General features: G+C 70.7%; 21 protein-coding genes and 1 pseudogene. 15 read left to right on the top strand and 7 right to left on the bottom strand.

Annotated features, from left to right (window positions below; translation table 11 throughout):
- Positions 1-4: 4 nt before the first annotated feature.
- Positions 5-1,513: a DUF4118 domain-containing protein gene (locus ACH45E_RS05210; RefSeq protein WP_361444717.1), complete on the bottom strand. Its 1,509-nt coding sequence runs from the start codon at positions 1,511-1,513 to the stop codon at positions 5-7.
- Positions 1,514-1,735: 222 nt separating this feature from the next.
- Between ACH45E_RS05210 and ACH45E_RS05205 the strand changes: the two genes are divergently transcribed.
- Positions 1,736-2,389 carry a response regulator transcription factor gene (locus ACH45E_RS05205; protein ID WP_361444720.1) on the top strand — a complete coding sequence of 218 codons (654 nt, stop codon included), beginning with the start codon at positions 1,736-1,738 and terminating at the stop codon, positions 2,387-2,389.
- Positions 2,390-2,397: 8 nt separating this feature from the next.
- Here ACH45E_RS05205 and ACH45E_RS05200 read toward each other — a convergent pair whose 3' ends face one another.
- From ACH45E_RS05200 to ACH45E_RS05190, 3 genes are all read right to left on the bottom strand, one after another.
- On the bottom strand, positions 2,398-2,784 hold the full coding sequence (locus ACH45E_RS05200) for a response regulator (RefSeq protein ID WP_361444723.1): 387 nt from the start codon (positions 2,782-2,784) through the stop codon (positions 2,398-2,400).
- Between the two features lie 96 nt (positions 2,785-2,880).
- Positions 2,881-4,113, bottom strand: coding sequence for a hypothetical protein (locus ACH45E_RS05195; protein WP_361444726.1), 1,233 nt, complete (start codon positions 4,111-4,113; stop codon positions 2,881-2,883).
- A 67-nt stretch (positions 4,114-4,180) separates the two neighbouring features.
- Positions 4,181-4,690: a SigE family RNA polymerase sigma factor gene (locus ACH45E_RS05190; RefSeq protein WP_361444729.1), complete on the bottom strand. Its 510-nt coding sequence runs from the start codon at positions 4,688-4,690 to the stop codon at positions 4,181-4,183.
- Positions 4,691-4,826: 136 nt separating this feature from the next.
- Here ACH45E_RS05190 and ACH45E_RS05185 point away from each other — a divergent pair, with 136 nt between their 5' ends.
- The 10 genes from ACH45E_RS05185 (at position 4,827) to ACH45E_RS05140 (ending at position 16,757) form a co-directional block, all read left to right on the top strand.
- Positions 4,827-5,270: a hypothetical protein gene (locus ACH45E_RS05185; RefSeq protein WP_361444732.1), complete on the top strand. Its 444-nt coding sequence runs from the start codon at positions 4,827-4,829 to the stop codon at positions 5,268-5,270.
- Between the two features lie 236 nt (positions 5,271-5,506).
- The gene (locus ACH45E_RS05180; protein WP_361444735.1) at positions 5,507-6,361 is read left to right on the top strand and encodes an ABC transporter permease subunit; all 855 of its coding nucleotides are present in this window, start codon (positions 5,507-5,509) and stop codon (positions 6,359-6,361) included.
- Positions 6,358-7,245, top strand: coding sequence for a carbohydrate ABC transporter permease (locus tag ACH45E_RS05175; protein ID WP_361444738.1), 888 nt, complete (start codon positions 6,358-6,360; stop codon positions 7,243-7,245). Before ACH45E_RS05180 ends, ACH45E_RS05175 begins: the two co-directional genes overlap by 4 nt.
- Before the next feature lie 38 nt (positions 7,246-7,283).
- A complete protein-coding gene (locus tag ACH45E_RS05170) occupies positions 7,284-8,933 on the top strand; it encodes an extracellular solute-binding protein (protein WP_361444741.1) in 1,650 nt (549 codons plus the stop codon).
- Between the two features lie 57 nt (positions 8,934-8,990).
- Positions 8,991-10,037 carry a LacI family DNA-binding transcriptional regulator gene (locus ACH45E_RS05165; protein WP_399040024.1) on the top strand — a complete coding sequence of 349 codons (1,047 nt, stop codon included), beginning with the start codon at positions 8,991-8,993 and terminating at the stop codon, positions 10,035-10,037.
- A 22-nt stretch (positions 10,038-10,059) separates the two neighbouring features.
- On the top strand, positions 10,060-12,072 hold the full coding sequence (locus ACH45E_RS05160) for a DUF2264 domain-containing protein (RefSeq protein ID WP_361444744.1): 2,013 nt from the start codon (positions 10,060-10,062) through the stop codon (positions 12,070-12,072).
- Positions 12,073-12,150: 78 nt separating this feature from the next.
- Positions 12,151-13,680, top strand: coding sequence for an APC family permease (locus tag ACH45E_RS05155; protein ID WP_361444747.1), 1,530 nt, complete (start codon positions 12,151-12,153; stop codon positions 13,678-13,680).
- 165 nt (positions 13,681-13,845) lie between these two features.
- Positions 13,846-14,097, top strand: a complete 252-nt coding sequence (locus ACH45E_RS05150; protein ID WP_361444750.1) for a ferredoxin — start codon at positions 13,846-13,848, stop codon at positions 14,095-14,097.
- Positions 14,087-15,475: an FAD/NAD(P)-binding oxidoreductase gene (locus ACH45E_RS05145; protein ID WP_361444753.1), complete on the top strand. Its 1,389-nt coding sequence runs from the start codon at positions 14,087-14,089 to the stop codon at positions 15,473-15,475. The genes ACH45E_RS05150 and ACH45E_RS05145 overlap by 11 nt, the downstream gene beginning before the upstream one ends.
- A gap of 49 nt (positions 15,476-15,524) precedes the next feature.
- Positions 15,525-16,757, top strand: a complete 1,233-nt coding sequence (locus ACH45E_RS05140; protein ID WP_361444756.1) for a cytochrome P450 — start codon at positions 15,525-15,527, stop codon at positions 16,755-16,757.
- Between the two features lie 36 nt (positions 16,758-16,793).
- Here the strand turns inward: ACH45E_RS05140 and ACH45E_RS05135 are convergent, their stop codons facing one another.
- Complete coding sequence (locus ACH45E_RS05135) at positions 16,794-17,711, bottom strand: hypothetical protein (RefSeq protein WP_361444759.1); 918 nt, start codon at positions 17,709-17,711, stop codon at positions 16,794-16,796.
- Positions 17,712-17,877: 166 nt separating this feature from the next.
- On the opposite strand from ACH45E_RS05135, the gene ACH45E_RS05130 reads away from it, so the two are divergent.
- The 3 genes from ACH45E_RS05130 to ACH45E_RS05120 all read left to right on the top strand — a co-directional run bounded on the left by ACH45E_RS05130 (position 17,878) and on the right by ACH45E_RS05120 (position 21,100).
- On the top strand, positions 17,878-18,897 hold the full coding sequence (locus ACH45E_RS05130; RefSeq protein ID WP_361444762.1) for a glycoside hydrolase family 43 protein: 1,020 nt from the start codon (positions 17,878-17,880) through the stop codon (positions 18,895-18,897).
- Between the two features lie 191 nt (positions 18,898-19,088).
- Positions 19,089-19,889, top strand: a complete 801-nt coding sequence (locus ACH45E_RS05125) for a MerR family transcriptional regulator (protein WP_361444765.1) — start codon at positions 19,089-19,091, stop codon at positions 19,887-19,889.
- Complete coding sequence (locus ACH45E_RS05120) at positions 19,886-21,100, top strand: glycosyltransferase (RefSeq protein ID WP_361444768.1); 1,215 nt, start codon at positions 19,886-19,888, stop codon at positions 21,098-21,100. The genes ACH45E_RS05125 and ACH45E_RS05120 overlap by 4 nt, the downstream gene beginning before the upstream one ends.
- Before the next feature lie 86 nt (positions 21,101-21,186).
- Here the strand turns inward: ACH45E_RS05120 and ACH45E_RS05115 are convergent.
- Positions 21,187-21,524: pseudogene (locus tag ACH45E_RS05115) on the bottom strand (YciI family protein).
- 306 nt (positions 21,525-21,830) lie between these two features.
- Here ACH45E_RS05115 and ACH45E_RS05110 point away from each other — a divergent pair.
- A complete protein-coding gene (locus tag ACH45E_RS05110) occupies positions 21,831-22,640 on the top strand; it encodes an SGNH/GDSL hydrolase family protein (RefSeq protein ID WP_361444771.1) in 810 nt (269 codons plus the stop codon).
- A gap of 67 nt (positions 22,641-22,707) precedes the next feature.
- On the opposite strand, the gene ACH45E_RS05105 is transcribed toward ACH45E_RS05110, so the two are convergent.
- Entirely contained in the window at positions 22,708-25,311 is a 2,604-nt protein-coding gene (locus tag ACH45E_RS05105) for a PA14 domain-containing protein (RefSeq protein ID WP_361444774.1), read from the bottom strand.
- Positions 25,312-25,365: the final 54 nt, after the last annotated feature.

The raw sequence follows: 25,365 nt of genomic DNA, 5'->3' as shown, positions 1-25,365 counted from the left end.
GCACTCAGCGGGGTCCCGCGCGGTCGGCCGGCACGAACGGCAGCTCCGCGCTGAGGGTGGTCCCCACCGTCCGCGGACTGTCGAGAAACATCCTGCCGTCCAACGCCTCCACACGGTCCCTGAGGCCGACCAGCCCGGTGCCGGCGGCGAAGTCGGCGCCGCCCACGCCGTCGTCCTGTACCCGGACACGCAGCACGCCGGAGCCGGAGCCGGAGTCCACGGTGACGGTGACGGAAGACGCCTGCGCGTGCTTCACCGCGTTCGTCAGCGCCTCGGAGACGACGTAGTACGCGCTGACTTCGATCCGCTCGGGCAGTCTGTCCTCGACGTGCACGTCGAGATCGACCGGAACGGCCGATCGCCGGGCGAGTGCCTTGAGAGCCGGAGCAAGGCCGCCCTGAGCCAGGATCGCGGGATGGATACCGCGCGCCACCTCACGCAGTTCGTCGAACACGTCCGTGAGCCCGGTGGCGACATGGCGGAGTTCCGCGTGAAGTCCTCCCAGCTCGGACGGGACCGTCATCTGCGCGTTGTTGAGCAGGATGAGCAGCGAGACGAGCCGCTGCTGGACGCCGTCGTGCAGGTCACGCTCGATGCGGCGGCGTGCCCCGTCCGCGGCGGTGACGATGCGGGCTCGTGAGGCGGTCAGTTCCGCACTGGCCCTGGCGTTCTCGATGGCGATGGCGACGAGATCCGTGAACGCGGAGATCTGCGACTCGGTGTTCGCCGGAAAGGCACCTTCGCTCGTCTTCGACACGATGATCACCCCCCACAAGCACCCGTCCACGACGATCGGGCAGCCGACCGACGAACGGACGCCCACCGCACGCGCCGCACGCGCGATCGAACCCGTCGCCCCCGCGAAGTATGCGACGCGGACCGGTTCGCGCTTCTCGCGGACCTCACGGGAGACACTGAGCCCGTCGAGGGCGAAGCGAGTGGGGACGTCCGGCACGCTCGGCCCACCCCGGCGGCTCCAGGCGGCGACGCCGCTCACGGTGTCAGGCGTCTCGTAACACTCCATGAAGGCAAGATCCGCGTCGCAGAGAAGGGCCGCCTCGCGGGTGACGGTCCCGAACACCGTCGACGGCTCCGCGGACCGTGCGACGAGCGTCGCGACCTCGCGCAACGCGGACTGCTCCCGCGACAACCGCTCCGACACACGCGCGGTGCGCCGCAACCGGGCCGTGAGCTGTGCGACGACCGATGCCGTGAGGAGGAAGGTGGCCACGGCGACGACGGACTCCGAGTCGGCGATCACGAATCCGTGCGGCCTGGCGAACAGGTAGTAGTACGCGGCGACGCTCAGTACCGATGTGACGACAGCCAGCACGGTCCCCCACACCACGGCCACGGCCAGGACGACGAGCAGGTAGAGCGCCAGGAGATGCAGGGGCACGTCGTACGGTTCGAGGGCGTTCAGGAGGCCCGTCACCGCAGCCACCATCGCCGTACCGGCGAGCAGCCCGTTGACGCAGCGCCGGCTGAGCACGTTCACCCGGCGATGCGTCATCGCGCCGCTTCCCTTGCCCGGCCCTTGCAGGTCTCTTCAACCAAGTGTGACAGAGCCATGGCCCGCACGGCGGGTCGTGGCGCCGGCCCGGGCCCGCTGCACCACCTGGCGGTTCAGCGGTCGACTCGGTGCCGACGCCCGTGAGAGCCTCCAGGTGGGCAGGCCTTCCGTACATGGGCCGGGAGGCCGGCCCATGTCCCACATGACGGTGGGAGGCGCGCCATGACGGAGTTGCGGGTGGTTCTGGCGGACGACGACGTCCTGCTCCGCCAGGGCCTCGCCAGCCTGCTCGAACGGACCGACGTGTCCGTCGTGGGCCAGGTCGGGGACGGCCCCTCATTGCTGCGGCTCGCGAGGGAAACGGTGCCCGACCTGGTGGTGGTCGACATCCGTATGCCGCCGACCAACACCACGGAGGGACTGCAGGCCGCCCGGGTCATCCGCAGCGAGCTGCCGGATGTCGGCATCCTGGTCCTGTCCGCGCACGTCGAGGTCGAGCACGCCATGGAGCTGCTGGCGGGCGGTCAGCGGATCGGGTATCTCCTCAAGAGCCGGGTCGCCGACGTGGAGGAGTTCCTGGAGGCGGTCAGGAGGGTCGCCAGGGGCGGCGCGGTCGTGGATCCCGCCCTGATTCAGGAACTGGTGTCGGTGCGGCGGCGTGAGAATCCGCTCGACGTGCTGAGCGACCGCGAGCGCGAGGTGCTGGCCCTGATGGCGGAGGGCCGGTCGAACGTCGGGATCGCGCGCCGTCTCTGGGTCACCGAGGGCACCGTCGAGAAGCACGTGCACAGCATCCTCGGCAAACTGGGCCTGTCCGAAACCGACGACGACCACCGGCGGGTGCGAGCCGTTCTGACCTTTCTCCAGGCCCCCTGACCCGGTTCTCACCTTTCGCCGGGCCGGCTGCCGCGCCCCTCGTCGAGCAGGGCGCGGATCGCGGCGGCGGACAGGCAGGTCTTGGGCAGGAAGCCGACCGCCGAGCAGGACCCGATCAGATGCGCGCAGTCCTGCTCGGCGCGCGCGGAGATCAGGATGGTGGGCGGCGGTTCGCCCGTGGCGTCCCGGTGGAGACGATCCGCGAGTTCGACGCCGTTCTCCGCGCCGAGCTCGATGTCCAGCAGGACGACGTCCGGCCGTAGCTCCTCGACCCGCTCGGCCGCTTCGGCACCCGTCGACGCCACCCCCACCACGTCGACACCCTCGCGCTCGAGCAGATCGCGGGCGGCGGTCAGGAAGTGGAGGCAGTCGTCGACGATGAGGCAACGCACCACACCGTGAGCGTCCCACACCCGGATGCGGACGAACATTGCAGCTGACCGCCATAATGCGGCGCCCTCCGCCGGACGTCCCCTACTCCCCCGCTCTCCTCACTTCCACTTCGCGCTGAGGGCGATCTTCCGGAGCTGCTCGATGGTGAGGGCGGGAGTCTTGCGGCTCGCGGCGTCGTGCTCGGTGCCGGAGTTGAACGCGCTGATCACCACGCGCCGGCCGTCGGCCCGCATGGTGTCGACCGTCCACATCACCACGCCCTCGCCGCCCTTCTCGCCCGGTCCCTGGTGGACGGCGACCCGGGTGCCGTCCGCCAGGGTCTCGGAGCCGCTGCCGAAGAGTTCGCCGGCGACGTCCCGCATGTCCGCCTGGACATTGACCTGGACCAGGCTCCTGCCCTTGCCGTCATCGACGACGACGTAGGCGAAGCCCGTGTCGTCGGTGCTCTTGGCGACCACGTGCAGGCCCCTGGGCAGCAGCCCGAGGAGGGTGGTGCGGGCGCCGGTGATGTCGGGGGGAGCGCTCGTCGCGGCGGTCGGCTTCCTGGGATCCTCCGGGATGGAATCGACGTATCCGCGCCACACCTCGGCCGTGGCGATCTTCTTCAGCTCGGCGGTGGTGAGCGGCGGCTCGGGCCGGGTGACCGGGGCGCCCTTCTCGGCGGCGGCGTTCCACTCGGTCACGGAGACGTGCTGCCCGGCCGGGGTGACCAGTTCCGCGTCCCACATCTTGGTGTCCTCGCGCCGGTCGGGATACTCGTAGCCCTGGATGATCTTCAGCTTGGACCCGTCGGGAAGCCGGCTGGTGGAGCAGTGTTCGTACGGGGTGAACGTCTTGTCCGGGCAGGTGGTGAGCTGGCGCGTCTGTTCACTGCCCGGCTCGACCCGGTCCAGACCGATGCCGACGGCCCCCGCGCCCTTGCCGTCGTCGAAGACGACGTGCGCGTACGGGGTCAGCAGGGACTCGTCCGCGCCGCGCGCCTCCTGACCGCTGATCCTGCCTTCGGGCAGCAGCTTCTCGAACGTCCGGAGGAGTTCGTCACCGGTGACGGGTGAGGCGCTCCGTGTCGATTTCGGGTTCGCGGCCACGGAGGAGCGCCCTGGTTCCGGGGAGCCCTCCGACGGCAGGAGCAGGGCCCCGCCGACGCCGATGAGCGCGAGTCCGGCCGCCCCGCTCACGACCGTGGCCCGGCGCCACAGCAGCAGGCGCCGTCCACGGGCCCGGCCGGCGGCGGCGAGCGCGGCCCGGTCGGTGTCGAAGACGCCGCCGGTTTCGTGCAGGACCGCTGAGAGCCGGTCCTCGAAGGAGTCGCTGTGCTGTTCGTCGGGCATGGCAGACCACCGTTTCCCGGGGGTTGAAGTGATGCGATGGAAAGGGGGCGGAACGTCGGGGGGTCCGTCAGTGCCGTGCGTACTCGCCGAGGTCCTCGCCGAGCAGCTCCCGCAGCCGTCCGAGAGCCCGCACGCACCGCGTCCGGACGGCCGCCGAGCTGACGTTCATCGCGTCGGCGGTCTCCTCGATGGAGCGGTCCTCCCAGTAGCGCAGGACGACCACGGCCCGGTCCTTGGCGGACAGCCGGGCGAGCGCCTGAAGCAGGGTCAGCCGCAGCGACGTGTCGCCGGCGGCGGTGTACGGCACGTCCGGCAGTACGTCCGTAGCCCGCTCGGTACTGCTGCGGCGCCGCTGATGCGCGAGAAAGGTCCGGGTCAGGACGGTCTGCGCGTACCCGGCCGGGTTGCCGACCCTCGACACCCGCCCCCACCGGACGTACAGCCGCCCGAGTGTCTCCTGTACCAGGTCTTCCGCGAGATGCGTGTCACCCGCGGTGAGCAGACACGCGGACCGGTACAGGTGCCCGGCGCGCGCCGCCGCGAACTCGGCGTACTCGTCCGCGCGGACCTGCGTCATGCGTGGTTCCCCCTGTCACCGTGGCCGCGAGGACCGTTCTCACTTCACTGATGCGGCGGGCCCCCGGAAATGTTTCACACCCGGCGGCGGGTAGGTTTCCGTGGGAGACGACGAAGCACGAGGGACCGGGGGACCCATGACGAACCAGCCGCCGTACGGCCACCAGCAGCCACAGGGTTTCGGTCCCCCGCCGCCGCAGTACGCCGCGATGCCGCCGCAGAACGTCCCGGCGCCGCAGCAGTACCCGCAGCCGCCGATGCCTCCCGTGCCTCCGATGCCGCCCCAACCCGCACCGGCGGGCCCCGAGTTCATGGCCGTCGACCGGCACAGCTCGATCGTGGTCGACGTGGATGGCGTCGCCTTCGAGATCAACGACGTCACCGCCGAGTTCCCCTGGCCGGAGATCCGCAGCGTCCACTACAAGGCGAGCCCGTCGGGCAAGGACCTGATGATGGCCGTCGTCCACCTCGACGGCCAGGTCTATGAGTGCGTCGTCCAGGCGAAGCCACGCGAACGGCTGGGGCAGTGGTTCGCGCAACTGGCCTCGGTGCTGGGGTACTACCGCCCGATGGGTTACTGAAGGCCCCCCAAGTCACCTGCGAAGAACGGGAGATGAGTGTCAGAAGTGTTGACCCGGCTCTGAAAACGTTTTAACTTCGGCTCACTCCCTACCGCAGCCGAGGAGGCTCCGTGGCAGCCCTGCTACGTGAGCGCGCCGGGAAATCGACGGTGAGCCGCCCTACCCGTCACCCGACAGGCGCTCCAACCAAGCGAAAAGGTTTTCACAGACGACGGGGCCGGTCCCTGTTCCTCCTGATGCTCCCCGGGCTCGCCTACTTCCTCGTGTTCCACTACGGCGCGCTGATCGGCAACGTCATCGCGTTCAAGGAGTACGTGCCGTTCGACGGCCTGTGGGGCAGCCCCTGGGTGGGCCTCGGCAACTTCCGGCGGATGTTCGAGGACAGCGGATTCTGGGACGCGGTCCTCAACACGCTCTGGATCGCCTTCCTCCAACTGGTTTTCTACTTCCCCGTGCCGCTCGCCCTCGCCCTGCTGCTGCACAGCCTGACGTGGTCCTCCGTGCGCCGCTTCGTACAGTCGGTGGCGTATCTGCCGCACTTCATCTCATGGGTGATCGTCGTCGCCCTGTTCCAGCAGGTCCTCGGCGACACCGGCATGCTCAACGGCTCCCTGAACGACGCCGGCCTGCACTCCGTCGACATCATCGGCAACCCCGACGCGTTCAAGCCGCTGGTCGTCGCCCAGGTGATCTGGAAGGACGCCGGCTGGGGCACCATCATCTTCCTCGCCGCGCTCGCCCAGGTGGACGAGCAGCAGTACGAGGCCGCCGCGATCGACGGCGCCGGACCCTGGCGGCGCTTCTGGCACGTGACGCTGCCCGCCATCCGCCCGGTCGTCGTCCTGCTGCTCATCCTGCGGCTGGGCGACATCCTCTCCGTCGGATTCGAGCAGATGCTGCTCCAGCGCGACGCGGTCGGTCCGCAGGCGGCCGAGATCATCGACACCTTCGTCTACTACCGGGGCGTCATCGGCGGCGACTACGGATTCGCCGCCGCCGCGGGCCTGTTCAAGGGCGTCGTCGGTGCCCTGCTCGTCTACGCGGCCAACAAGGTCGCCCATCGCCTCGGCGAACAGGGGGTCTACAGGTGAGCGCGTCCGCGCGGCCCGGCTGGATGGAGAAGCCGAGGCCCGTCACCCAGGCCGGCAAGGCCGTCGCCCTCGTCGCCGTCGTCCTGCTGGTGTGCGTGCCGTTCCTGGTCATCCTGTCGACCTCGCTCGCCTCCCAGGGCGAGGTCGTCGCCAATGGCGGCTGGGTGCTGTGGCCCGAACACCCCACGCTCCAGGCCTACCGCGACATCCTCGACGGCGGCATCGTCACCCACGCCCTCGGCGTCAGCGCCGGCGTCACGATCACCGGTACGCTGCTCAGCCTCGCCTGCACGGTGACCCTCGCCTACGCTCTCTCCCGCCCCGGTGTCCTAGGCGGCCGGCCCGCGCTGCTGCTGATCCTGTTCACCTTCCTGTTCCCGCCGGGCATGATCCCCAACTACCTGCTCGTCAAGCAGCTGGGGCTGCTGGACAGTTACGCGTCACTCGTCCTGCCCGTACTCGTGAACGTCTTCAACCTCGTCGTCCTGCGCGGCTTCTTCCAGGGCATACCGGAGGAGTTGTACGAGGCGGCCCGGCTGGACGGGGCGGGTGACCTCAGGGTGCTGTGGTCCGTCGTGCTGCCGCTGTCGAAGGCGGCCCTCGCCGTCGTCGGCCTGTTCTACGCCGTCGCCTACTGGAACTCCTGGTTCTACGCCTCGCTCTATCTGGAGAACGACCACTGGCCGCTCCAGCAGGTGCTGCGCACCTACGTCGTGGCCGGATCCGGACTCACGGACACGACGTTGGGCGACGGTTCGGTGAACGCTCCCCAGACCATCCAGATGGCGGTCCTGGTGATCGCCACGGTACCGATCCTGCTCGTCTACCCCTTCCTGCAGAAGTACTTCACCAAGGGCGTGCTCACCGGCGCCGTCAAGAGCTGAAGACCCTCAAGAGCCGTATCGAGAAAGGTCACCCGCTCATGCCCCGCATGTCCCGACGCACGCTGCTGCGCACCATGGCCGCCGCGGGCACCGCGATCTCCGTTCCAGGTCTGCTCACCGCCTGCTCCACCGCCTCCGACGACGGCGACACCACCAACGCCGGCAAGAAGCTGGCCGCGTGGCCCGCCTACACGGCGTCCTCGGCGGCGAAGCCGGATCTCGCCCCGACCGACGCGGGCGTCCAGCCCGGCTACACCTCCTACCCCGCCGACCTCACCACCTCGGTCTCCCGCACGCCGGGCGACGGCTCCACGATCAGGGTCATGTCCGTCACCTTCGGCACGCCCCCGAAAGGCCGCTCGCAGAACCAGTACTGGCGGGCCGTGGAGAAGGCCCTCGGCGTGAAGATCGAGTTCACGGTCATCCCGACGGACGACTACCAGAAGAAGATGGCGACCGTCATGGCCGGCGATCCCGACTCGCTGCCGGACATCATCAACATGTTCTCCGGGTTCGTCCTGCCCCGCGAGGCGCAGTTCGTCCAGCGCAGGGCCCAGGACCTGACGCCGTACCTGTCGGGCGAGGCGGTGAAGGACTATCCCAACCTGGCGGGTGTCCCCACCCATGCCTGGCGCGACATGGGCCGCATCGGGGGACGCCTCTACGGCATACCCCTGGAACGCCCGCTGCCCGGCTCCACGCTCTGGCTCAACCAGAGCCTGTTCACCGACGCGGGCATGCACGAGGGGTGGACCGCCGACGACTTCGCGAGCGTCGCCAAGAAGGCCACGCACGGCAAGACCTACGCCCTCGGCGCCGCGACCGGCTCGGACTTCGGCAACGCCGTGCACGCCGCCGCCCACAACGCCCCGACGGGCTGGGCCGTGGACAAGGCCGGCGTGTTCCACCCCAACTTCACCGACGAGCGTTACAAGGCGGCCGTCGCCTACCAGGCGCAGCTGCGCAAGCAAGGCTCCTACCACCCCGACGCCGCCTCGATGTCGACGGCCGACCTGGGCACCCTGTTCCTCAACGGGACCGTCGGCTCGATGCAGAACGGCTTCGGGTCGTACCAGAACCTGTACCCCGACTCGAAGGGCCTGCTGACCCCGGCGCCCGCACTGCCGTACGGCGCGAACGGCACCCCTGGCGGTGTCGTCGCAGCCCGCCGTTCCTTCGGCTACACCATCCTGAAGAAGGCGAAGAAGGAACGCGTCCAACTGCTGCTGCGCGTCCTCGACTACCTCGCCGCGCCGTTCGGCTCGAAGGAATGGGAGCTGGTCCACTACGGCCTGGAGGGGACGCACTTCGCCCGGGGCAAGGACGGCTCACCGCGGCCCACGAAGCTGGGCCAGGTCGAGAACGTCGCCAACCTCCCCTTCCGCTACCTGGCGGAGGGACCCCAGGTGCTGTTCGTGCCGGGCCGGCCCGAGGCCGTGCGGGCCGTGTACGCCTGGCAGCAAAAAGTGGTCCCGGTCGCCATCCGCGACGCCTCCTACGGACTGCAGTCCCCCACCTACACCACGCAGGGCACCACCCTCAAGGCGCTGATGGACGACACGATCACCGCGGTGGTCGCCGGCCGCTCCCCGATGTCCGCCTACGACGACGCCGTACGCAAGTGGCGTTCCCAGGGCGGCGACAGAATGGCCGAGGAATACGCCAAGGAACACGCCGCCAACGCATGAGCCGGCGTCGGCGGACGCCGGGTCACGCGCACACGGACGAGAGGGACGGGAAGCGACATGGCGAAGGAACGGGTCACGATCCGCGAGGTGGCCGAACGGGCAGGGGTGTCCGTGGCCACGGTCTCGCGCGTGCTCAGCGGCAACTACCCCGTCCCGCCCGCCACCCGTACCCGGGTCATGCGCGCCGCCCGCGCCCTCGACTACGTCGCCAACTCCCACGCCCGCGCCCTGGTCGGCAACGGCCGCAAGATGGTCGCCGTCGTCCTGCGCCAGGTCACCAGCCCCTTCTACGCCCAGGTGGCGGAGGGTGTCGAGGCGGAGGCCGCCGACCGCGGCTGGCTGTGCCTGGTCGGCACCACGGGCGGCGATCCGCAGCGGGAGATGGATTTCGTCCAGCTCATGCGCGAGGAGGGCGCCCGCGTGGTGATCCTGGTCGGCGGGGTGGTCGAGGACGACGCCTACCGCGAGCGGGTCGCCCACTACGCGCAGGCCCTCGACGCTTCCGGCGCCCGGCTCGTGCTATGCGGGCGGCCCGCACCGGACCCCGAACTCCCCGTGCTGGTGGTGGAGTTCGACAACGAAGCCGGTGCCCGGGCCGTGACCGGACACCTGCTCTCCGCCGGTCACCGCAGGATCGTCTTCCTCGGCGGACTGCCCGGCAACACCGCCCTCGACGCCCGCGTCGCCGGCTACCGCGCCGCTCTCGCCGGACACGGACTTCCGCCCGAGGCGGCGCACGTCGTCGACTGCGGCCTCGGCCGCGCGGCCGGCCATCGCGCGATGACCGAACTGCTGAAGGAAGCCCCGGAGTTCACCGCCGTCTTCGCCGGGGACGACATGGTCGCCGCCGGCGCCCTGCGGGCGATCACCGAGGCCGGACTGCGCGTTCCCAAGGACATCTCGGTCGTCGGCTACAACGACATCCCCCTCGCGGAGGACTTCAGCCCTCCGCTCACCACCGTACGCACCCCCGCCGAGGAACTCGGCCGCGCCGCCATACGCCTGGCCGTGCGCGACCCCGAACACACCGCCGGCGCCCACCATCTGCTCGGCACCCACATCGTCGTGCGCGACAGCGTCGCACCACCACCCGGGCGCCCCTGACCGACAAAGGACACACCGCCGCATGACCGCGCCGCATCTCTCCACCGACGCGAGCCATCCGTCCCTACCCGACCCGGCCCCCCTGCCCCCACCCGACCCGGCCCTGTCCCCTTTCACCGGCTACACCCGCGCCCACTGGGAGGCCACCGCCGACCGGCTGCTCAGCGCCCTGCTCCCGTACGCCACCCCTGGACTGGCCCAGTACCGCCTCCCCGGCCGGACCGGTTACTCCGGTGTCTGGTCCGACGGCGTCGAGGGCTACGCCCGGTCCTTCCTGCTCGCCGCCTTCCGCATCGCCGGTTCCGGCGGAACAGGCGCGGAGGAACTGATCGAGCGCTACGCCACCGGCCTCGCCGCCGGCACCGATCCCCGCCATCCGGAGCACTGGCCGCCGATCACCGACCGGGCGCAGCCCATGGTCGAGGCCGCCTCGATCGCGATCGCCCTGCACGAGACCCGCCCCTGGATCTGGGACCGGCTGCCCGACAGGGTACGGCAGCGGACCGCGGACTGGCTGGGCGGCTTCGTGGGGGCCACCGCCAACGACTCCAACTGGCGGCTCTTCCAGGTCATCACCGAGGAGTTCCTCGCCTCGGTCGACGCGCCGCACAGCCGTGCGGAGATCGACGCGGGGCTGGCGCGGCTGGACGACTGGTACCGCGGTGCCGGCTGGTACACGGACGGTGACGGCCGGAAGTTCGACTACTACAACGCCTGGGCCCTGCATCTGTACCCCGTCCTGTGGTCCCGTATCGCCGGACACCGCGCCGACACCGGGCTCGTCCGCACGCACCGCACCCGGCTGCGGGCCTTCCTCCAGAGCCACCAGTACTTCTTCGGTTCTGACGGTGCCCCCGTCCACCAGGGCCGCTCCCTGACCTACCGCTACGCCGCCACCGCACCCCTGTGGGCCGGCGCCCTCGCCGATGCCACTCCCCTGCCGCCCGGCCGTACCCGACGCCTGGCCTCCGGCGCGCTCAAGCACTTCACCGACCATCAAGTGCCGGACGAGCAGGGACTGTTGAGCCTCGGCTGGTACCAGCCCTTCCTTCCGGTGACCCAGCCCTACTCCGGTCCCGCCTCCCCGTACTGGGCGGCCAAGGCGTTCCTCGGTCTGCTGCTGCCCGCCGGCCACCCCGTCTGGACGGCGCGTGAGGAACCCGGCCCGGTCGACGCCGAGGACCACCGCGTGGCCCTGCCGGCACCGGGCTGGCTGCTGCACTCCACGGCGGCGGACGGCATCGTACGGCTGGTCAACCACGGCAGTGACCGGCTGGCGCCGCCACCCGCCCGGTCCGAGGCCAGTCCGCACTACACCCGCTTCGCCTACTCGACCGCCACCGCGCCGGAGACACCCCCGGGCGACGAGGCGGCGGGCCACGACAACCACATCGCCCTGGTGCTCCCCTCCGGACCGTCACGCCGGGGCCGTATCCACCCCCTGGGCACCGAGGACGGCAGGGCCGCCTCCTGGCACACCCCGCTGTCGGCGGACGGTACCGAGTACGGGCATGCGATCAGCACGGTCAGCACCGTGCACGGCCCCTGGGAGGTCCGCCTGCACCGCGTCGAGGCTCCGGCCGGGACCATCGTGCGGGAGGGGGGCTGGGCGATCGCGAGCGACACCGCCCGGCCGACGGCGACGACCGGACCCGGATGGGCGGTGACAATCCGTGACGACGGCCTCACCAGCGTGCTCGTCGCCCTGCTCGACCGGCCCGGGGCAGCGATCGGCCGCGAGGGCGAGGTCGGCCATGGCACAGGGCACAACGCCTACGGCCGGTATTCGGCCACGCCGCTCCTCACCGCGGAGCACCCGGGCGGCACGCTCCTGCTCGCCACCCTGGTGGTCCTCACCGCGGACCCGGGCGTGTCCAGCGATCCCGAAGCACTGCGGAAAGACACACGAGCACGCGAGATGCCGGACGGGACGGCAGAGATTCGCTTCCCGGACGGCACAATTCACACAGTGTCGCTGTCGCGTGCTCCGGAGGAGGATGAGAGAGGAGAAGTGAGGGTCAAGAATTGCACATGACCGCTTGTGGGCTTTTGCGGTAGCGGCGGATTATTGGCCGGATCCAACCCTTTTCCCCCGAGCACGCAGGAGTCCCCGGTGGCCGCTGGTCAGATAATCTCCGAGCCGGCCGGCACGCCGGCCGCAGCCCAGGTGGAGCGGCAGAAACTGCGCAAGCACTTCGGTCGCTTCGACATCCTTTTCTTCCTCCTCTGCACCATCGTCGGGGTGGACACCATCGGCACCGTGGCCTCGTCCGGTGCCGAGGCGTTCACCTGGCTGATCGTGCTGGCCGTCGTCTTCTTCGTGCCCTCGGCGCTGCTGATCGCCGAACTCGGGGCCGCGTTCCCCGACGAGGGCGGTCCCTACATCTGGACCAGCCGGGCCTTCGGGCGGCTCACCGGGGCCGTCAACAACTTCCTGTACTGGATCACCAATCCGGTGTGGCTCGGCGGCACGCTCTCCGTCTCCGCCGTGACGGCCTACACCACCTTCTTCAACGACGGCAAGGACCTGAGCACCCCGGCCTTCTACGCCTTCACCCTCGTGTTCGTCTGGGTCGGGGTGCTCGCCGCGATCCTGTCCTTCGACATCGGCAAGTGGATTCCCACCATCGGCGCCTGGAGCCGATTCGCCCTGCTCGGCCTGTTCACCGTCACCGTCGTGGTGTACGGCGTCGAGCACGGCCTGCACGGATTCGGGATCGGCGACTTCTCCCCCACGTACGCGGGCTTCGTCGGCCTGGTGCCCGTCCTGATGTTCAACTACGTCGGCTTCGAGCTGCCGAGCACCGCCGGCGACGAGATGACCGACGCCCAGCGGGACGTGCCCTTCGCGATCTTCCGCAGCGCCGTGCTCTCCGTGCTGCTGTACGCGCTGCCGATCCTCGGCATCCTGCTCGTCCTGCCGGTCAAGGCCGTCACCGGTCTCGGCGGATTCATCGACGCGATCCGGCAGGTCTTCACCGTGTACGGCGGGCACGTCGCCGCCGACGGCACCGCCACGCTCAGCGGTGCCGGCAGTGTGCTCGGGGACCTCGCCGCGATCATGTTCATCCTGACGGTGCTGTCGTCCGGCGTCACCTGGGTCATGGGTTCCGACCGCGCGCTGGCCGTCTCCGGTTACGACGGTGCCGCGCCCCGCTTCCTCGGCGTCATCTCAAGCCGGTTCGGCACCCCGGTGCGGGTCAACGTCCTCAGCGGGCTGGTCTCCACCGTCGTCCTCGTCCTGGCCCATCAGCTGACCGGCGGCAGCGCCGCCAAGCTCTTCGGCGCCGTCCTCGGTCTCGCCGTCTCCACCACCCTCGTCAGCTACCTGGGGATCTTCCCGGCACTCGCGGTGCTGCGCCGCAAGGCACCGGAGATCCCCCGTCCCTACAAGGCGCCCTTCCCCCGCACCATCAGCGTGGTGCTCACCCTGCTGATCCTGTTCGCCAGTGTGCAGCTGGTCGCTCCCGGCCTCGGCGACCACTGGTTCGGCTCCGACTACGCGCCGGACGGCTGGGGCCACGGCGAGCGCTGGAAGTACCTGCTGACGGAGGCCGTGCCGCTCCTCGGGTTCATGCTCTGCGGCGTGCTCTTCTGGGCGCTGGGCAGGCCGACCCGTAGGTCGTCCGTGGCCGAGGGGTAGCGGGCGGGGCCCCGGGGGCGGGACGTCCTCACCCGGTCGGCGCGCACCGGCGAGCGCCGGACCGTCCCGGCATCCATGCTGGCGTGCGGGAGATGACCGCTGTCCGCAGTGCGCGGCCCAGCGGGTGGTACGCGATGGACCCGGCCGCGAAGGGGCACAGCGCTGATGAGGCTTGTCGTCGATCTCAACAGGTGTCAGGGGTACGCACAGTGCGCGTTCCTCGCGCCGGACGTCTTCGCCATGCACGGCGAGGAGTCGCTCGTCTACGACCCGCATCCCGCGGACGAACAGCGCGAGAGACTCGCACGTGCCGTCGCCGCCTGCCCCGTTCAGGCGATCACGGCCGAAGGGCTGGACGGGCCGGGTACCGGAACGCTCCCCGCCGCATCCGCCGGGGAGCGTTCCGATGTCCGTTGACTACCTGGACTGGCTCAGGCGCGAGGGCAGGATCGTGATCGTGGGTGCCTCGCTCGCGGGTCTGCGGGCCGCCGAGACGCTGCGCGCCGAGGGTTTCGCCGGTTCCCTCACCATGATCGGCGACGAACCGTACGATCCGTACGACCGGCCTCCGCTGTCCAAGGCGGTCCTGCTGGGCAGGGCGTCCCCGCAGCACACCGAGTTGCCCCGGCGCCTCGAGATCGACGCGAAGTGGCGCCTCGGCGTCGCGGCGACCGGTCTTGACCTGGCGGCCAAGCGGGTGCGGCTGGCCGACGGGGACGAGGTCGAGTACGACCGGCTGCTGATCGCGACCGGGGTCCGCGCGCGGCCCTGGCCGAAGGAGTCCGAGGCCGAGCTGGACGGCGTCTTCGTGCTGCGCACCCGGGACGACGCGGCCGCCCTGTACCGGCGGCTGCGGGCCGGGCCGCGCCGGGTGTTCGTCATCGGTGCCGGGTTCACCGGTTGCGAGATCGCCTCGGCCTGCCGGGAGATGGGCATCGCGGTCACCGTGGCGGAGCGTGCGGGCGCGCCGCTGGTGGGTGCCCTGGGCGGAGTGGTCGGCGCGGTGGCCGCACAGCTGCACCAGGACAACGGTGTGGATCTGCGCACCGGCGTGATGGTCACCGCCCTGGCGGGCGACTCCGTGGGCCGGGTACGTGCCGCCCATCTGTCCGACGAGAGCGTCGTCGAGACGGACGTCGTGATCGTCTCGCTCGGGGCGACGCGCAACACGGAGTGGCTGGCCGGCTCGGGCCTGGGCGCGGGCCCTCGGGGCATCGCCTGCGACGCGGGCTGCCGGGCCTTCGACTTCCGGGGCATCGTCACCGACGACGTCTTCGTCGCGGGCGACGTCGCACGGTCCCCGCACGCGCTGTTCGGCTATCAGTTCCTCTCTCTCGAACACTGGGGCAACGCCGTCGCCCAGGCCGAGATCGCCGCGCACAACATGATCAGTCCCGGCGCCGAGCGGCGCCCGCACCTGTGGGTGCCCGCCTTCTGGTCGTCGCAGTTCGGCGTGAACATCAAGTCCGTCGGCGTCCCGCCGATGGGCGAAGAGATCATGATCACGCAGGGCTCGCTCGCCGAACGCCGGTTCGTCGGGGTGTACGGCTGTCAAGGCCGCGTCATCGCCGCCGTGAGCTTCGACAACACGCGGTGGCTGGAGTTCTACCAGCGGCAGATCGAGACGGGCGCGCCGTTCCCGGTGGAGTTCCCGACGGTCGACCGCCGTCCCGAGGGCCGGCAGCCGGTCCCGGCCGGCTTCCCCGACCCGTCCCTGCCCACGCACGGCCCGACCGTGACCCTCAGCGGTTACTCACCGGCCGACCGGCAGCTGGTCTTCACCCCGGCCCACTGACCGGGCCCGGCCCTCGCCCCCACGGACCTCCACGCCCCAAGGACGCCGCATGACGCACGCCTCGCTCCTGCGCCAGATCACCGACTTCGCGAACCGCGCCGACCCGTATCCGCTGTACGAGGAACTCCGCAAGACCCCCGTGCTGCACGAGGAGGAGGACGGCCCGTATCTCATCAGTTCGTACTGGGACATCAAGGGCCTGCTCCACGACCCGCGGATCAGCTCCGACTTCACCAACCTCGCCGTAGCGGCCGGCGACGAGCTGTCCGGGCCGGAGGCGACGGGACTGCCGCCGAGTTTCATCCGGCTCGACCCGCCGGAACACGACCGGCTGCGGCGGATCGCCAACAGTTCCTTCGGCCCTCCGCACCGGCCCACCCGCATCGACTCCCTGCGTGGTGAACTCGCCCAGATCGTCGCCGACTTGATCGACGGATTCGGGGACGTACGGCAGATCGACGTGGTCGACCAGTTCGCCTACCCCTTCCCGGTGACCGTGATCTGCCGGCTGCTCGGTGTGCCCCGCGAGGACGAGACCCGCTTCCGTGCCTGGGTCGACCCGATCGTCGCCGGTCTGGACCCGGACACCCGTACCAGCGCCGACTCCGAGCGGGCCGCTCAGGAAGCACGGCTGCAGCTCGGCATGTACCTGAACGGGCTGGTGGAGCAGCGCACCCGGGAACCGCGCGACGACATGCTGTCCGACCTGGTGAACAGCCACGGTCCGGACGGCGCCATGACCACGATGGAAGTACTCAGCACGGCGGTGCTGCTGCTCATCGCCGGCCACGAGACGACCGTCAACCTGATCACCAACGGCATGCTCACCCTGCTGCGCCACCCGAGGTACCTCCGGCGGCTGCGCGACGATCCGGGCCAGTCCGTGCGGATCGTCGAGGAACTCCTGCGCTACGAGCCCCCGGTGCAGCTCGTGCCGCAGCGCACCTGTATCGCCGACATCGAGGTGCGCGGGGTCACCATCCCGAAGGGTTCACGCATCTGGCTCGTCCTCGCGGCGGGCAACCGGGACCCGGAGCGTTTCCCGGACCCCGACCGGTTCGACCCGGACCGCGAGGACATCCAGCACCTCGGCTTCGGCAGCGGCATCCACAGTTGCTTCGGCGCGCCGCTGGCCCGCCTCGAGGCCCAGATCGCGCTGTCCGAACTGGCCCGTCGCCTCGGCAAGCCCCGCCTGGTGGAGGACCCGCCACCCTACCGCCAGAACGCCGTGCTGCGCGGTCCCCGCCATCTGAACGTCAGCTTCGACGAGTTGCGACCCTGAACCGGAAAGGGTCACGCTGCCGACCGCGCGGAGCCGTCAGATCCCGCCGGGCGCGAAGTACGTGGTGATCCACGCCGCGCCGGTTTCGTCGACGGCGACCATGGCGCGCTCCCCCGGGGGGCCGTAGTAGTACGTGCGGGTGGCGCCCAGTTGCGCCAGTGCGCTGCTGATGTCCGCGGCCTGCTCGATCTGCTTCCGGGCGGCCTTCAGGTATGCGTCGATCAGGTTCTTCGCCGCGTTCGGCTTCCTTGTCAGGGGCTGGTCCTTTCGCGGGTGCTTGAGGGCGTGCGCGACGAGGGCTTCCACGGAGCCGAAGTTCAGCCGGTCGGCGCTCTTCTGGAGCATGCCCGCGAAGTCGGGCTGGTGGGACCGCCAGGCGGCCTGCGTGCCCAGGGTCGGGCGGCCCGGCGCGGTGTGCTCGGCCGCTGCACGGCCCTCGGCGTACACCGTGCGGATGGCCTCCGGCCTGTCCGCGGCGGCAGGCTCGTCCCCGCCCGCCTGCAGGGCTCGCAGGGCGTACAGGTAGCTCCCGTGCAGATTGATGAAGGCCTGCACCGAGGCCGGGTTGTGCTCGCCGGCGAACTCCGTCGCTTCGGCGCGCACTCCGGCCTGCCACCACTGAGGCAGGTCCTTGCCGGCGTCGGCGTACTGCAGGAGCGGGATCTGCTCGCTCAGGTTCCCGTACCGGCCGTCGGTGATTCCCAGTTGGGCGCGCGCGTCGTCGATGGCTTCGAGGTGGCCGTCCAGAACGAGCCGGAACCGGCCGATCAGCGGTGCGGCATCCCGGGCACCGCCCAGCAGCAGGTCCTTGGCCTCACCGGCGCTGAGGGCGTCCAGGAAAGCCGGGTGGGCGCGGAATGTTCCCACCGCGGCGGTGATCTGCCAGTGAGGCGCGTTTTCGGTGTACGGGACGCCGAGTCCGGTAAGCCGCTGTTTGAGTTCGTCCCAAGGCAACGGTATTCCCCCTTTTCCCCCTTGATTCGCGGCCCGGCACCGCCGGACCGCGCTCCGCCTACTCTGCCGGGTCCGCGCCGCCGGGCCAATCGCCGGGAGGGGGCGCCCGCGGGCACAAGCGGGGTGCAGGGGAGCGTACACATCCGGACGGCCGTATTCTTCGACGATGGCTCAGACCGAACCCATGCGGCTTCCCGACATGCCGCTGCACGATCCGTTCATCGTCGCCGACGCCGAAACCCGCACGTACCACCTGTACACGTCCAACGAGCCGTCCGTGTCGGGGGTGGACGGCGTCGGCACGATGGTCTACCGCAGCCACGACCTTCGCGACTGGGTGCGACCTGTCGTGGTCTTCCTGACCGCCGAGCAGGAGGGAATCTGGGCGACCGACGGCGGCTGGGCGCCGGAGGTCCACGCATGGGGCGGCAGGTACTACCTGTTCACCACGCTGCACAACGAGGACAAGCCGCTTCCGGTACCGTCGGCCGGCCGATGGGGCTCGCCGTTCCAGGTCCCGAACTACATGCGCGGCACCATCACCGCCGTGTCCGACTCGCTGCTCGGCCCCTTCACGGTGGTGGACCCCTCACGCCCGACCCCGCCCGAGAACCTGATGACCCTCGACGGGACGCTCCACGTGGATGCGTCCGGGCAGCCCTGGATGGTGTACGCGCACGAGTGGCTGCAGACCATCGACGGAACCATGGAAGCGGTCCGGCTGGCCCCGGACCTGTCCCGGACGATCGGTGAACCGGTCTTCCTGTTCAAGGCCTCGGACGCGTCCTGGATCAGTGAGCAGATCCCCGGCGGCGTCCCGAACCAGCTACCGCCCTACATCACCGACGGCCCGCAGCTGTGCCGCACACCTGACGGGTCCCTGCTCATGCTGTGGTCGACGTACGAGAAGAACGTGGCCGCCCAGGACGGCACGGTCAGCGGCGGCTACGTGCAGACCTGTGCCGTCTCGGAGTCCGGCGACATCACCGGGCCGTGGCGCCAGCACCGGCCACTGGTGCGGGACGACAGCGGTCACGGCATGCTGTTCCACACGTTCGACGGCCGGCTGATGATGATCCTGCACCGCCCCTTCGACAACGCGCGCGGGAAGCTGTACGAGATGGAGTTCGCCGGCCCCGAGCTACGGGTGCTCCGCCGGCGCGCCGACCTCGACGGCGGCGGATGACACCACCAGGTCCCAGCCCTCGCCGCAGGCGTCGGTGCCGGTCGGTCATCGTCCAGGACCCCGGCCTCATCCGCACCATGCTCACCGATCGCCGTCGCCCCAAGTGGGCGGCGGCATCCGCGCGTTCAAGCTCGGGTTGACCCTCCCCCTACGTCAGGCTCGAGGCTGTGCGCCGACGAAAGGGCAGGTGGATGAGCTACTCCGTGGGTGAGGTCTCGAGGTTCGCCGGGGTGACGGTGCGTACGCTGCATCACTACGACAAGGCGGGGCTGCTCTCGCCCAGTGGCCGCAGTCGCAGCGGTTACCGGCTCTACGGTGACGCCGACCTGGCCCGTCTCCAGCAGATCCTCTTCTACCGGGAACTCGGCTTCACCCTTGATGAGATCGCCGAGATCCTCAAGGACCCGCAGGCCAACGCCGTGGAGCAACTGCGTGCTCGGCAGCGCCGGTTGAGTGAGGAGATCGCCAGGCTGCAGCGGCTGGCGGAAGTGGCGGAGCGGGCCATCGAGGTCCAGCAGACCGGGGTGTCCCTGACGCCGCAGGAACGCTTCGAGGTGTTCGGTGAGATCACCTTCGACCTGAGCTATGCCACCCAGGCAGAGCTGAAGTGGGCGCACTCGGACGGACAGCGCGAGGCGATGGCGCGCGCGGCCGCCCATACCAAGGACGACTGGCGGCAGCTCATGGGCGAGGCCGCCGCCTGGCGTGCGGAACTGCTCGCGGCCTTCGACGAGCGGGAACCCAGCGACGGCGAGCGGGCCATGGACCTCGCCGAGGAGCACCGGCTGCACATCTCACGCTGGTTCACCTCCTGCCCGCCCGACATGCACCGGCGCATAGCGGACGACTTCGCCGCCGACCCGCGCGCCTTCGCCCTGGTCGTACCGCCGTCACAGCAACGCCCGGGCCTGGCCGCCTACATGTGCAAGGCGGTCCACGCCAACGCGGCCCGCCACGCGGGCGGCCGTACCGGCTCGGAGGAGGAGCGATGAGGGTACTGATCGCCACGGCCGGATCGCGTGGCGACGTCGCGCCCTACACGGGCCTGGGCGCCGAACTGCGCCGGGCCGGGTACGACGTCGCCCTCGCCACCACGGACACGTTCGCACCCCTCGTACGGGACGCCGGGCTGCAGTTCCGGCGCCTTCCCGCGGACCCGCGGGCGCGCGGTGGCGGCACGGGCAGGCGTGAACTGATGCGCTCGGCCGCCGCGTTCGTCACCGAACTGGGCCAGGGGTTCGCCGACGCCATGGCCGACGGCACGGATCTGCTTCTGCTGTCGGCCACCACGGCGCCGCTCGGCTGGCACCTCGCGGAGGCCACGGGCACCGCGAGCCTCGGCGTGTACCTCCAACCGACCGCGCCGACCGGCGACTTCCCGCCCGTCGTCACGGGCTCCCGGTCGCTGGGCCGGCCCGCCAACCGCATGGCCGGACGCTTCGCCCTGCGCATGGTCGACCGCCTCTACGAGCAGGCGGTCGTGGAGTTGCGCCACCGTCTCGGTCTGCCCTCGGTCTCCGCCTCCGCGATGCGCCGACGGCAGGAACAGGCGAACTGGCCCGTCCTGCACGGCTTCAGTACGGCACTCGTGCCCCGCCCCTCCGACTGGCGTTCCGGCCTGGAGGTCACAGGCACCTGGTGGCCCCATCTCGATCCGGCCGAACGGCTGCCCGCGGACCTGGAGGACTTCCTGCGGGCTGGCCCCCGGCCCGTGTTCATCGGCTTTGGGAGCATGGCGTCCGGCGACGGGGAACGGCTGAGTGAGATCGCCGTGCGAGCCCTGCGACGTGCCGGGCTGCGCGGCATCCTCCAGGCCGGCAGTGCCGGGCTCGCGGCCGAGGGCGACGACGTTCTCACCATCGGCGAGGTCCCGCACGCCCTGCTGTTCCCGCGGCTGGCCGCGGTGGTCCACCACGCCGGGGCCGGGACCTCGGCCGCGGCGTTGCGGGCCGGAGTGCCCGCGGTCACCGTACCGGTGACCGCCGACCAGCCGTTCTGGGCACGACGCCTTGCCGCGGTCGGTGCCGCCGCCGACCCGGTCCCCTTCCGGTCCCTCACCGCCGAACGGCTCGCCGACGCCCTCGGCCGCGTCGTGAAGCAGCAGGCATACGCACGAGCCGCCGCGACAGCCGCGCAGCACCTGGCGGCCGAGGACGGAGCGGGCCAGGCGCTCAAGGCCGTCCAGCGGCTCACCGGGAGCTGAGGCCGCTCAGCGATGCCATCGGCGCGGCGCGCCCCCGCGCATCACCGCCGGCCGCCGAACTCCCAGGCATGGACCTCTATGTCCGTCTACCGGTCCGCGGTCAGAGCGGCCCGTGCCGTGTCCGGGTCCGGTGCCCGGACCAGCGCCGCCATGCCCACTCAGCTCGTGGCGTCGTCGGACAGCAGAGGCCCGTACGCGATCAGCTCGTCCCGGTCGTGCGGTACGGCGAGATCGGGGGCCCGCCCCTCGCCGAGGCCGAGCACCAGGTACCTGTTGCCACCGGTACGGCCGCCGGGGAAGTGGTCGGGCCGCGGGCGGTCAGCTCCTTCGCGTACCGGTCCATGTAGGACCAGTGCTCCTCCAGCAGTTCGCGGCGCAGCGCCAGGGAGCCGGGCCGGTCACGGTGGTAACAGAAGGACTCCATACCGGCAGACTGTCGTCGACGCGACGCGACATCTCAACTGGTTCGGCAGCGGCGAGAAGGCGGCGCATGAACCTGGTCCGTTTCACGCCTGACGCCGGCCGGAAGGCGCCGCCGGACGGGTGACGGCTCACCGGGTGAACCCCCGCCGGGGCCCGGGCCCGCCGAAGCGCCCCGCGGTCCGGTCGGCGTCCTCGCCGGTACGGGGGCGCATCGGTGGCGGCAGAACCGCGGGGATCCGTCAACTCGGCTGGGCGGACGGGACGGCCACGGAGGCCGGGGCGAGCCGGGCCGCGATAGACGAGAGTCATGAGACAGTCCCGAACAGCGTCCGGCGCGTCCTCGCTTCTGCTCGCGGCCGCCGCCGCCCTCGCCGGTCCCGCGGCCGGGGAAGCGGCGCCGAGCACGGCGGCCACGGGTTACGTGGCCCTCGGTGACTCGTACGCCGCCGGGGTCGGCGCCGGCGGCTACCTCCCCTCCGGCACGGACTGCCTGCGCAGCGGCCGGGCCTATCCCGCCCTGTGGGCCGCCGCCCATGCGCCGTCGTCCTTCGACTTCACGGCGTGCAACCACGCGCGGACCGGCGATGTCCTGGCCGGCCAGCTCGGTCCGCTCGGCCCGCGTACCGGCCTGGTGACCCTCACGGTCGGCGGCAGCGACGCGGGCTTCGTCCGGGTCATGGCGACCTGCGCGCTGCCCGGCCATGACGCGTGCCTGTCCGCCATAGCCGCGGCGGACTCCTTCATGGACGCGAGTCTCCCGAGCGACCTCGACCGTCTCTACTCGGCCATCACGAGCAAGGCGCCCGCCGCCCGTGTGGTCGTGCTCGGCTACCCCCACCTCTACCAGCTCCACGGCACCTGTGCGCGCGGCCTCCAGGACACGGAGAGGTCCGCGCTCAACGAGGCCGTGGACCACCTCGACCGCGTGATCGCACGGCGCGCCGCCGCCCACGGGTTCACGTTCGCCGACGTCAGGACCGCCTTCGCCGGGCACGAGATCTGCTCGTCCAGCCCCTGGCTGCACAGTGTCGACTGGCTGGATCTCACCGACTCCTACCACCCCAACGCATCGGGGCAGTCGCTCGGCTACCTCCCCCTGCTCATCGGCGCGGTCTGACATGGCAGGGCCCGGTCCGCCCGCCGCCCAAGCGGTGGGCGGACCGGGCCGCGGAGCGTCGCCGGCGTCAGGCGCAGCCCGCCGGAACCGCCCGTGACGCGTCGTCGATCAGCGCGTCCTGGGCGGTCTTCAGCCGCGCCACGTCGGGCTTGGTCACCTTTCGGTCGTACGTCGTCAGGCCGTTGAGCTCACCCTCGACGTCCGTGATCTGGGTGTACACCGCGCCGTTGCCGCCCTGGCAGGCCAGCGCGCGCACCTCGCTCAGCTTCTTCAGGTAGTCGTCGGTGTAAGTGGTGGGGTCGACGTCGACGTACGACTGCTGCACCGACCAGGCATGGCCCGGTACGGCGAGGCCGAGACCGCCGTACTCGCCGCTGACCAGGGCCCGTTGGCCGTCCGGATGCGGTGGCAGGGCAGGGCTCGGATAGCCGTGCTCGTCCATGATGTCGCCGGCTCCGCCGTCGGCCCCGAGGTTCAGACCGGACATGTTGTTGACCAGGCGGGTCGGGTCCCAGGACTTGGCCTGGCGGGCGACGCGGCCGATGTCGTACTGGCCCCAGCCCTCGTTGAAGACGACCCACATGACGACGGCGGGGCTGCTGATGTGCTCGTCGATCATCTGCTTCATCTCGCGCTCGTACTCGGCGCGGGCGGCGGTGGACGGGTTCACGCCCGCTGTCATCGCCGGCATGTCCTGCCACACCAGCAGGCCGAGCCGGTCGGCCCAGTAGAACCAGCGGTCGGGTTCCACCTTGATGTGCTTGCGGACCGCGTTGAAGCCCATCTTCTTGTGCATCCTGAGGTCGTACGCGAGGGCCGTGTCGGTGGGTGCGGTGTACAGGCCGTCGGGCCAGAATCCCTGGTCGAGGGTGGCCATCATGAAGACGGGGTTGCCGTTGAGGACCGTGCGCGGGACGCCGTTCACCTTCTCCACCGCGATGGAGCGCATGCCGAAGTAGCTCCCGACGCGGTCGGCTCCGACGTCGACCTTCAAGTCGTACAGGAACGGGTCGTCCGGTGACCAGAGGCGGGCGTGCGGGATGGTGAGGGTGAGGGGTTCGCCGGTGCGGCCGGTGGCCGTGGCGACGCGACGCTTGCCTGCGTACGCGGTCGCGGTGATCCGGATGCCGTCGCGCACACCCTGCGGTGCGACGGTGAGCGTGCCGCTGCCGACGTCCGGGGTCAGCTTCAGCTGGTCGACGTGGTCGGTGGCGACCGGCTCCATCCACACCGTCTGCCAGATGCCGGAGGTCGGGGTGTACCAGATGCCGCTCGGGTCCAGGCGCTGCTTGCCGACGGGCGGGTTCTCACCGTTCGCGGCGTCCGTCGGGTCGTAGACGCCGACGATCAGCTCCTGGGTGCGGCCGGGCCCCAGCGCGTCGGTGATGTCGGCGCTGAACTTGTCGTAGCCGCCCTTGTGTTCGGCGACCCTGGTGCCGTTGACGTAGACGTCGGCCTGCCAGTCGACGGCACCGAAGTTCAGCTTCAGGCGCCGGTGATCCCCGATCTTCCAGCCGGCGGGCACGGTGAAGGTGCGGCGGTACCACATGCGGTCCTCGTGCCGTTCGATGCCCGAGAGCTGGGACTCGACGGGGTAGGGGACGAGGACCCGCTCCCCCAGGGTGCGGCCCACGGGCGGCTGTTCGCCCTCCTCGGCCGCGGCGAACTGCCAGCTGCCGTTGAGGTTTCGCCAGGCGTCCCGGGTGAGCTGGGGTCTCGGGTACTCGCGGTGGGCGTTGGCCGGGGTGACGTCGTCGGCCCACTTGGTGCGCAGCTCGTAGGTGGAGTGGTTGGAGCCGCTGCTCCAGAAGGCGTTGACAACGTTTCCCTCTTCGGTGGTGACGCCGCCCTGTCCGTCGTAGCGGACGTCTGCCAAGCCGGGCGCGGTGCCGGTCTTGTTGCCGACGACGGGTTCCTTCAGCGGTACGAGAAGGGATGTGGAGTCGGCGGGGTTCAGGCGGGCGCGGCCCAGCGGCCAGGCGGCGCCGCCGATGACGGCGTCGAGGTGGTCGGTGAGGTGGGCGTCGGGCTTGGCGAGGGGCTGCGCGAAGTCCAGCTTGAGTGTGCGGCCGTCCCCGAGGACGGTGGTGGCGATGGCGCCGTTGTAGGCGTATCCCTCGGGCAGCAGGAACGCCGACTGCGGTACGGCGGACTTGGTGCCGCCGGGCGGGGTCCAGCGCAGGTGGAGGTTGGAGCCGCCGTAGTGCTCGAAGTACTCGACCTTGATGTCGTAGGCCTTCCCGGCGGTCAACTCGACGGGTTCACCGGTCTGTTCGCGATCCCAGTCATCGACCCAGTGGTCGATGACGAGTTTTCCGCCGACCCAGAGGCGGAATCCGTTGTCGCCGGTGATCGAGAAGGTGGTGGCGCCGGTCTTCTCCGGCACGATGCGGCCGGTCCAGCGGACACTGACGTCGTCGGACTGCCCGGTGGCGGAGTTCAGACGGGACTCCAGCGAGCCGAAGTCGAGCTGCGGGTCGAATCCGGTGGCCTTGAGCCGGGCGAAGTCGAAGGCTCCGGGGGCGGATTGGGTGTAGTACTCGCCCTTGAGGCCGTGAACCTGGACGGGGTCTTCCGCGGCCGTCGCGGCCGGTGTCGCGGCCAGTCCGGCGACGCCGAGTGCGGCCGCGATCAGCAGGGACAGGTGGTGTCTGAGCGATCTGATGCGCACGGTCCTCCTTGACTGAGGAAGGGTGGCGGCTCATCGCTTCGGTTTCTGCAACGT

Source organism: Streptomyces sp. NPDC020299 (assembly GCF_044387825.1).
Classification (GTDB): domain Bacteria; phylum Actinomycetota; class Actinomycetes; order Streptomycetales; family Streptomycetaceae; genus Streptomyces.
The sequence above is the reverse complement of the archived record's forward strand: the minus strand, read 5'-3'. Positions and strand labels throughout refer to the sequence as shown.

Coding starts and splice junctions, on each gene's coding strand:
- ACH45E_RS05210 (WP_361444717.1), bottom strand. CDS start 1,513: ATGACGCATCGCCGGGTGAACGTGCTCAGCCGGCGCTGCGTCAACGGG.
- ACH45E_RS05205 (WP_361444720.1), top strand. CDS start 1,736: ATGACGGAGTTGCGGGTGGTTCTGGCGGACGACGACGTCCTGCTCCGC.
- ACH45E_RS05195 (WP_361444726.1), bottom strand. CDS start 4,113: ATGCCCGACGAACAGCACAGCGACTCCTTCGAGGACCGGCTCTCAGCG.
- ACH45E_RS05190 (WP_361444729.1), bottom strand. CDS start 4,690: ATGACGCAGGTCCGCGCGGACGAGTACGCCGAGTTCGCGGCGGCGCGC.
- ACH45E_RS05185 (WP_361444732.1), top strand. CDS start 4,827: ATGACGAACCAGCCGCCGTACGGCCACCAGCAGCCACAGGGTTTCGGT.
- ACH45E_RS05180 (WP_361444735.1), top strand. CDS start 5,507: ATGCTCCCCGGGCTCGCCTACTTCCTCGTGTTCCACTACGGCGCGCTG.
- ACH45E_RS05170 (WP_361444741.1), top strand. CDS start 7,284: ATGCCCCGCATGTCCCGACGCACGCTGCTGCGCACCATGGCCGCCGCG.
- ACH45E_RS05165 (WP_399040024.1), top strand. CDS start 8,991: ATGGCGAAGGAACGGGTCACGATCCGCGAGGTGGCCGAACGGGCAGGG.
- ACH45E_RS05160 (WP_361444744.1), top strand. CDS start 10,060: ATGACCGCGCCGCATCTCTCCACCGACGCGAGCCATCCGTCCCTACCC.
- ACH45E_RS05150 (WP_361444750.1), top strand. CDS start 13,846: ATGAGGCTTGTCGTCGATCTCAACAGGTGTCAGGGGTACGCACAGTGC.
- ACH45E_RS05145 (WP_361444753.1), top strand. CDS start 14,087: ATGTCCGTTGACTACCTGGACTGGCTCAGGCGCGAGGGCAGGATCGTG.
- ACH45E_RS05140 (WP_361444756.1), top strand. CDS start 15,525: ATGACGCACGCCTCGCTCCTGCGCCAGATCACCGACTTCGCGAACCGC.
- ACH45E_RS05130 (WP_361444762.1), top strand. CDS start 17,878: ATGGCTCAGACCGAACCCATGCGGCTTCCCGACATGCCGCTGCACGAT.
- ACH45E_RS05125 (WP_361444765.1), top strand. CDS start 19,089: ATGAGCTACTCCGTGGGTGAGGTCTCGAGGTTCGCCGGGGTGACGGTG.
- ACH45E_RS05120 (WP_361444768.1), top strand. CDS start 19,886: ATGAGGGTACTGATCGCCACGGCCGGATCGCGTGGCGACGTCGCGCCC.
- ACH45E_RS05110 (WP_361444771.1), top strand. CDS start 21,831: ATGAGACAGTCCCGAACAGCGTCCGGCGCGTCCTCGCTTCTGCTCGCG.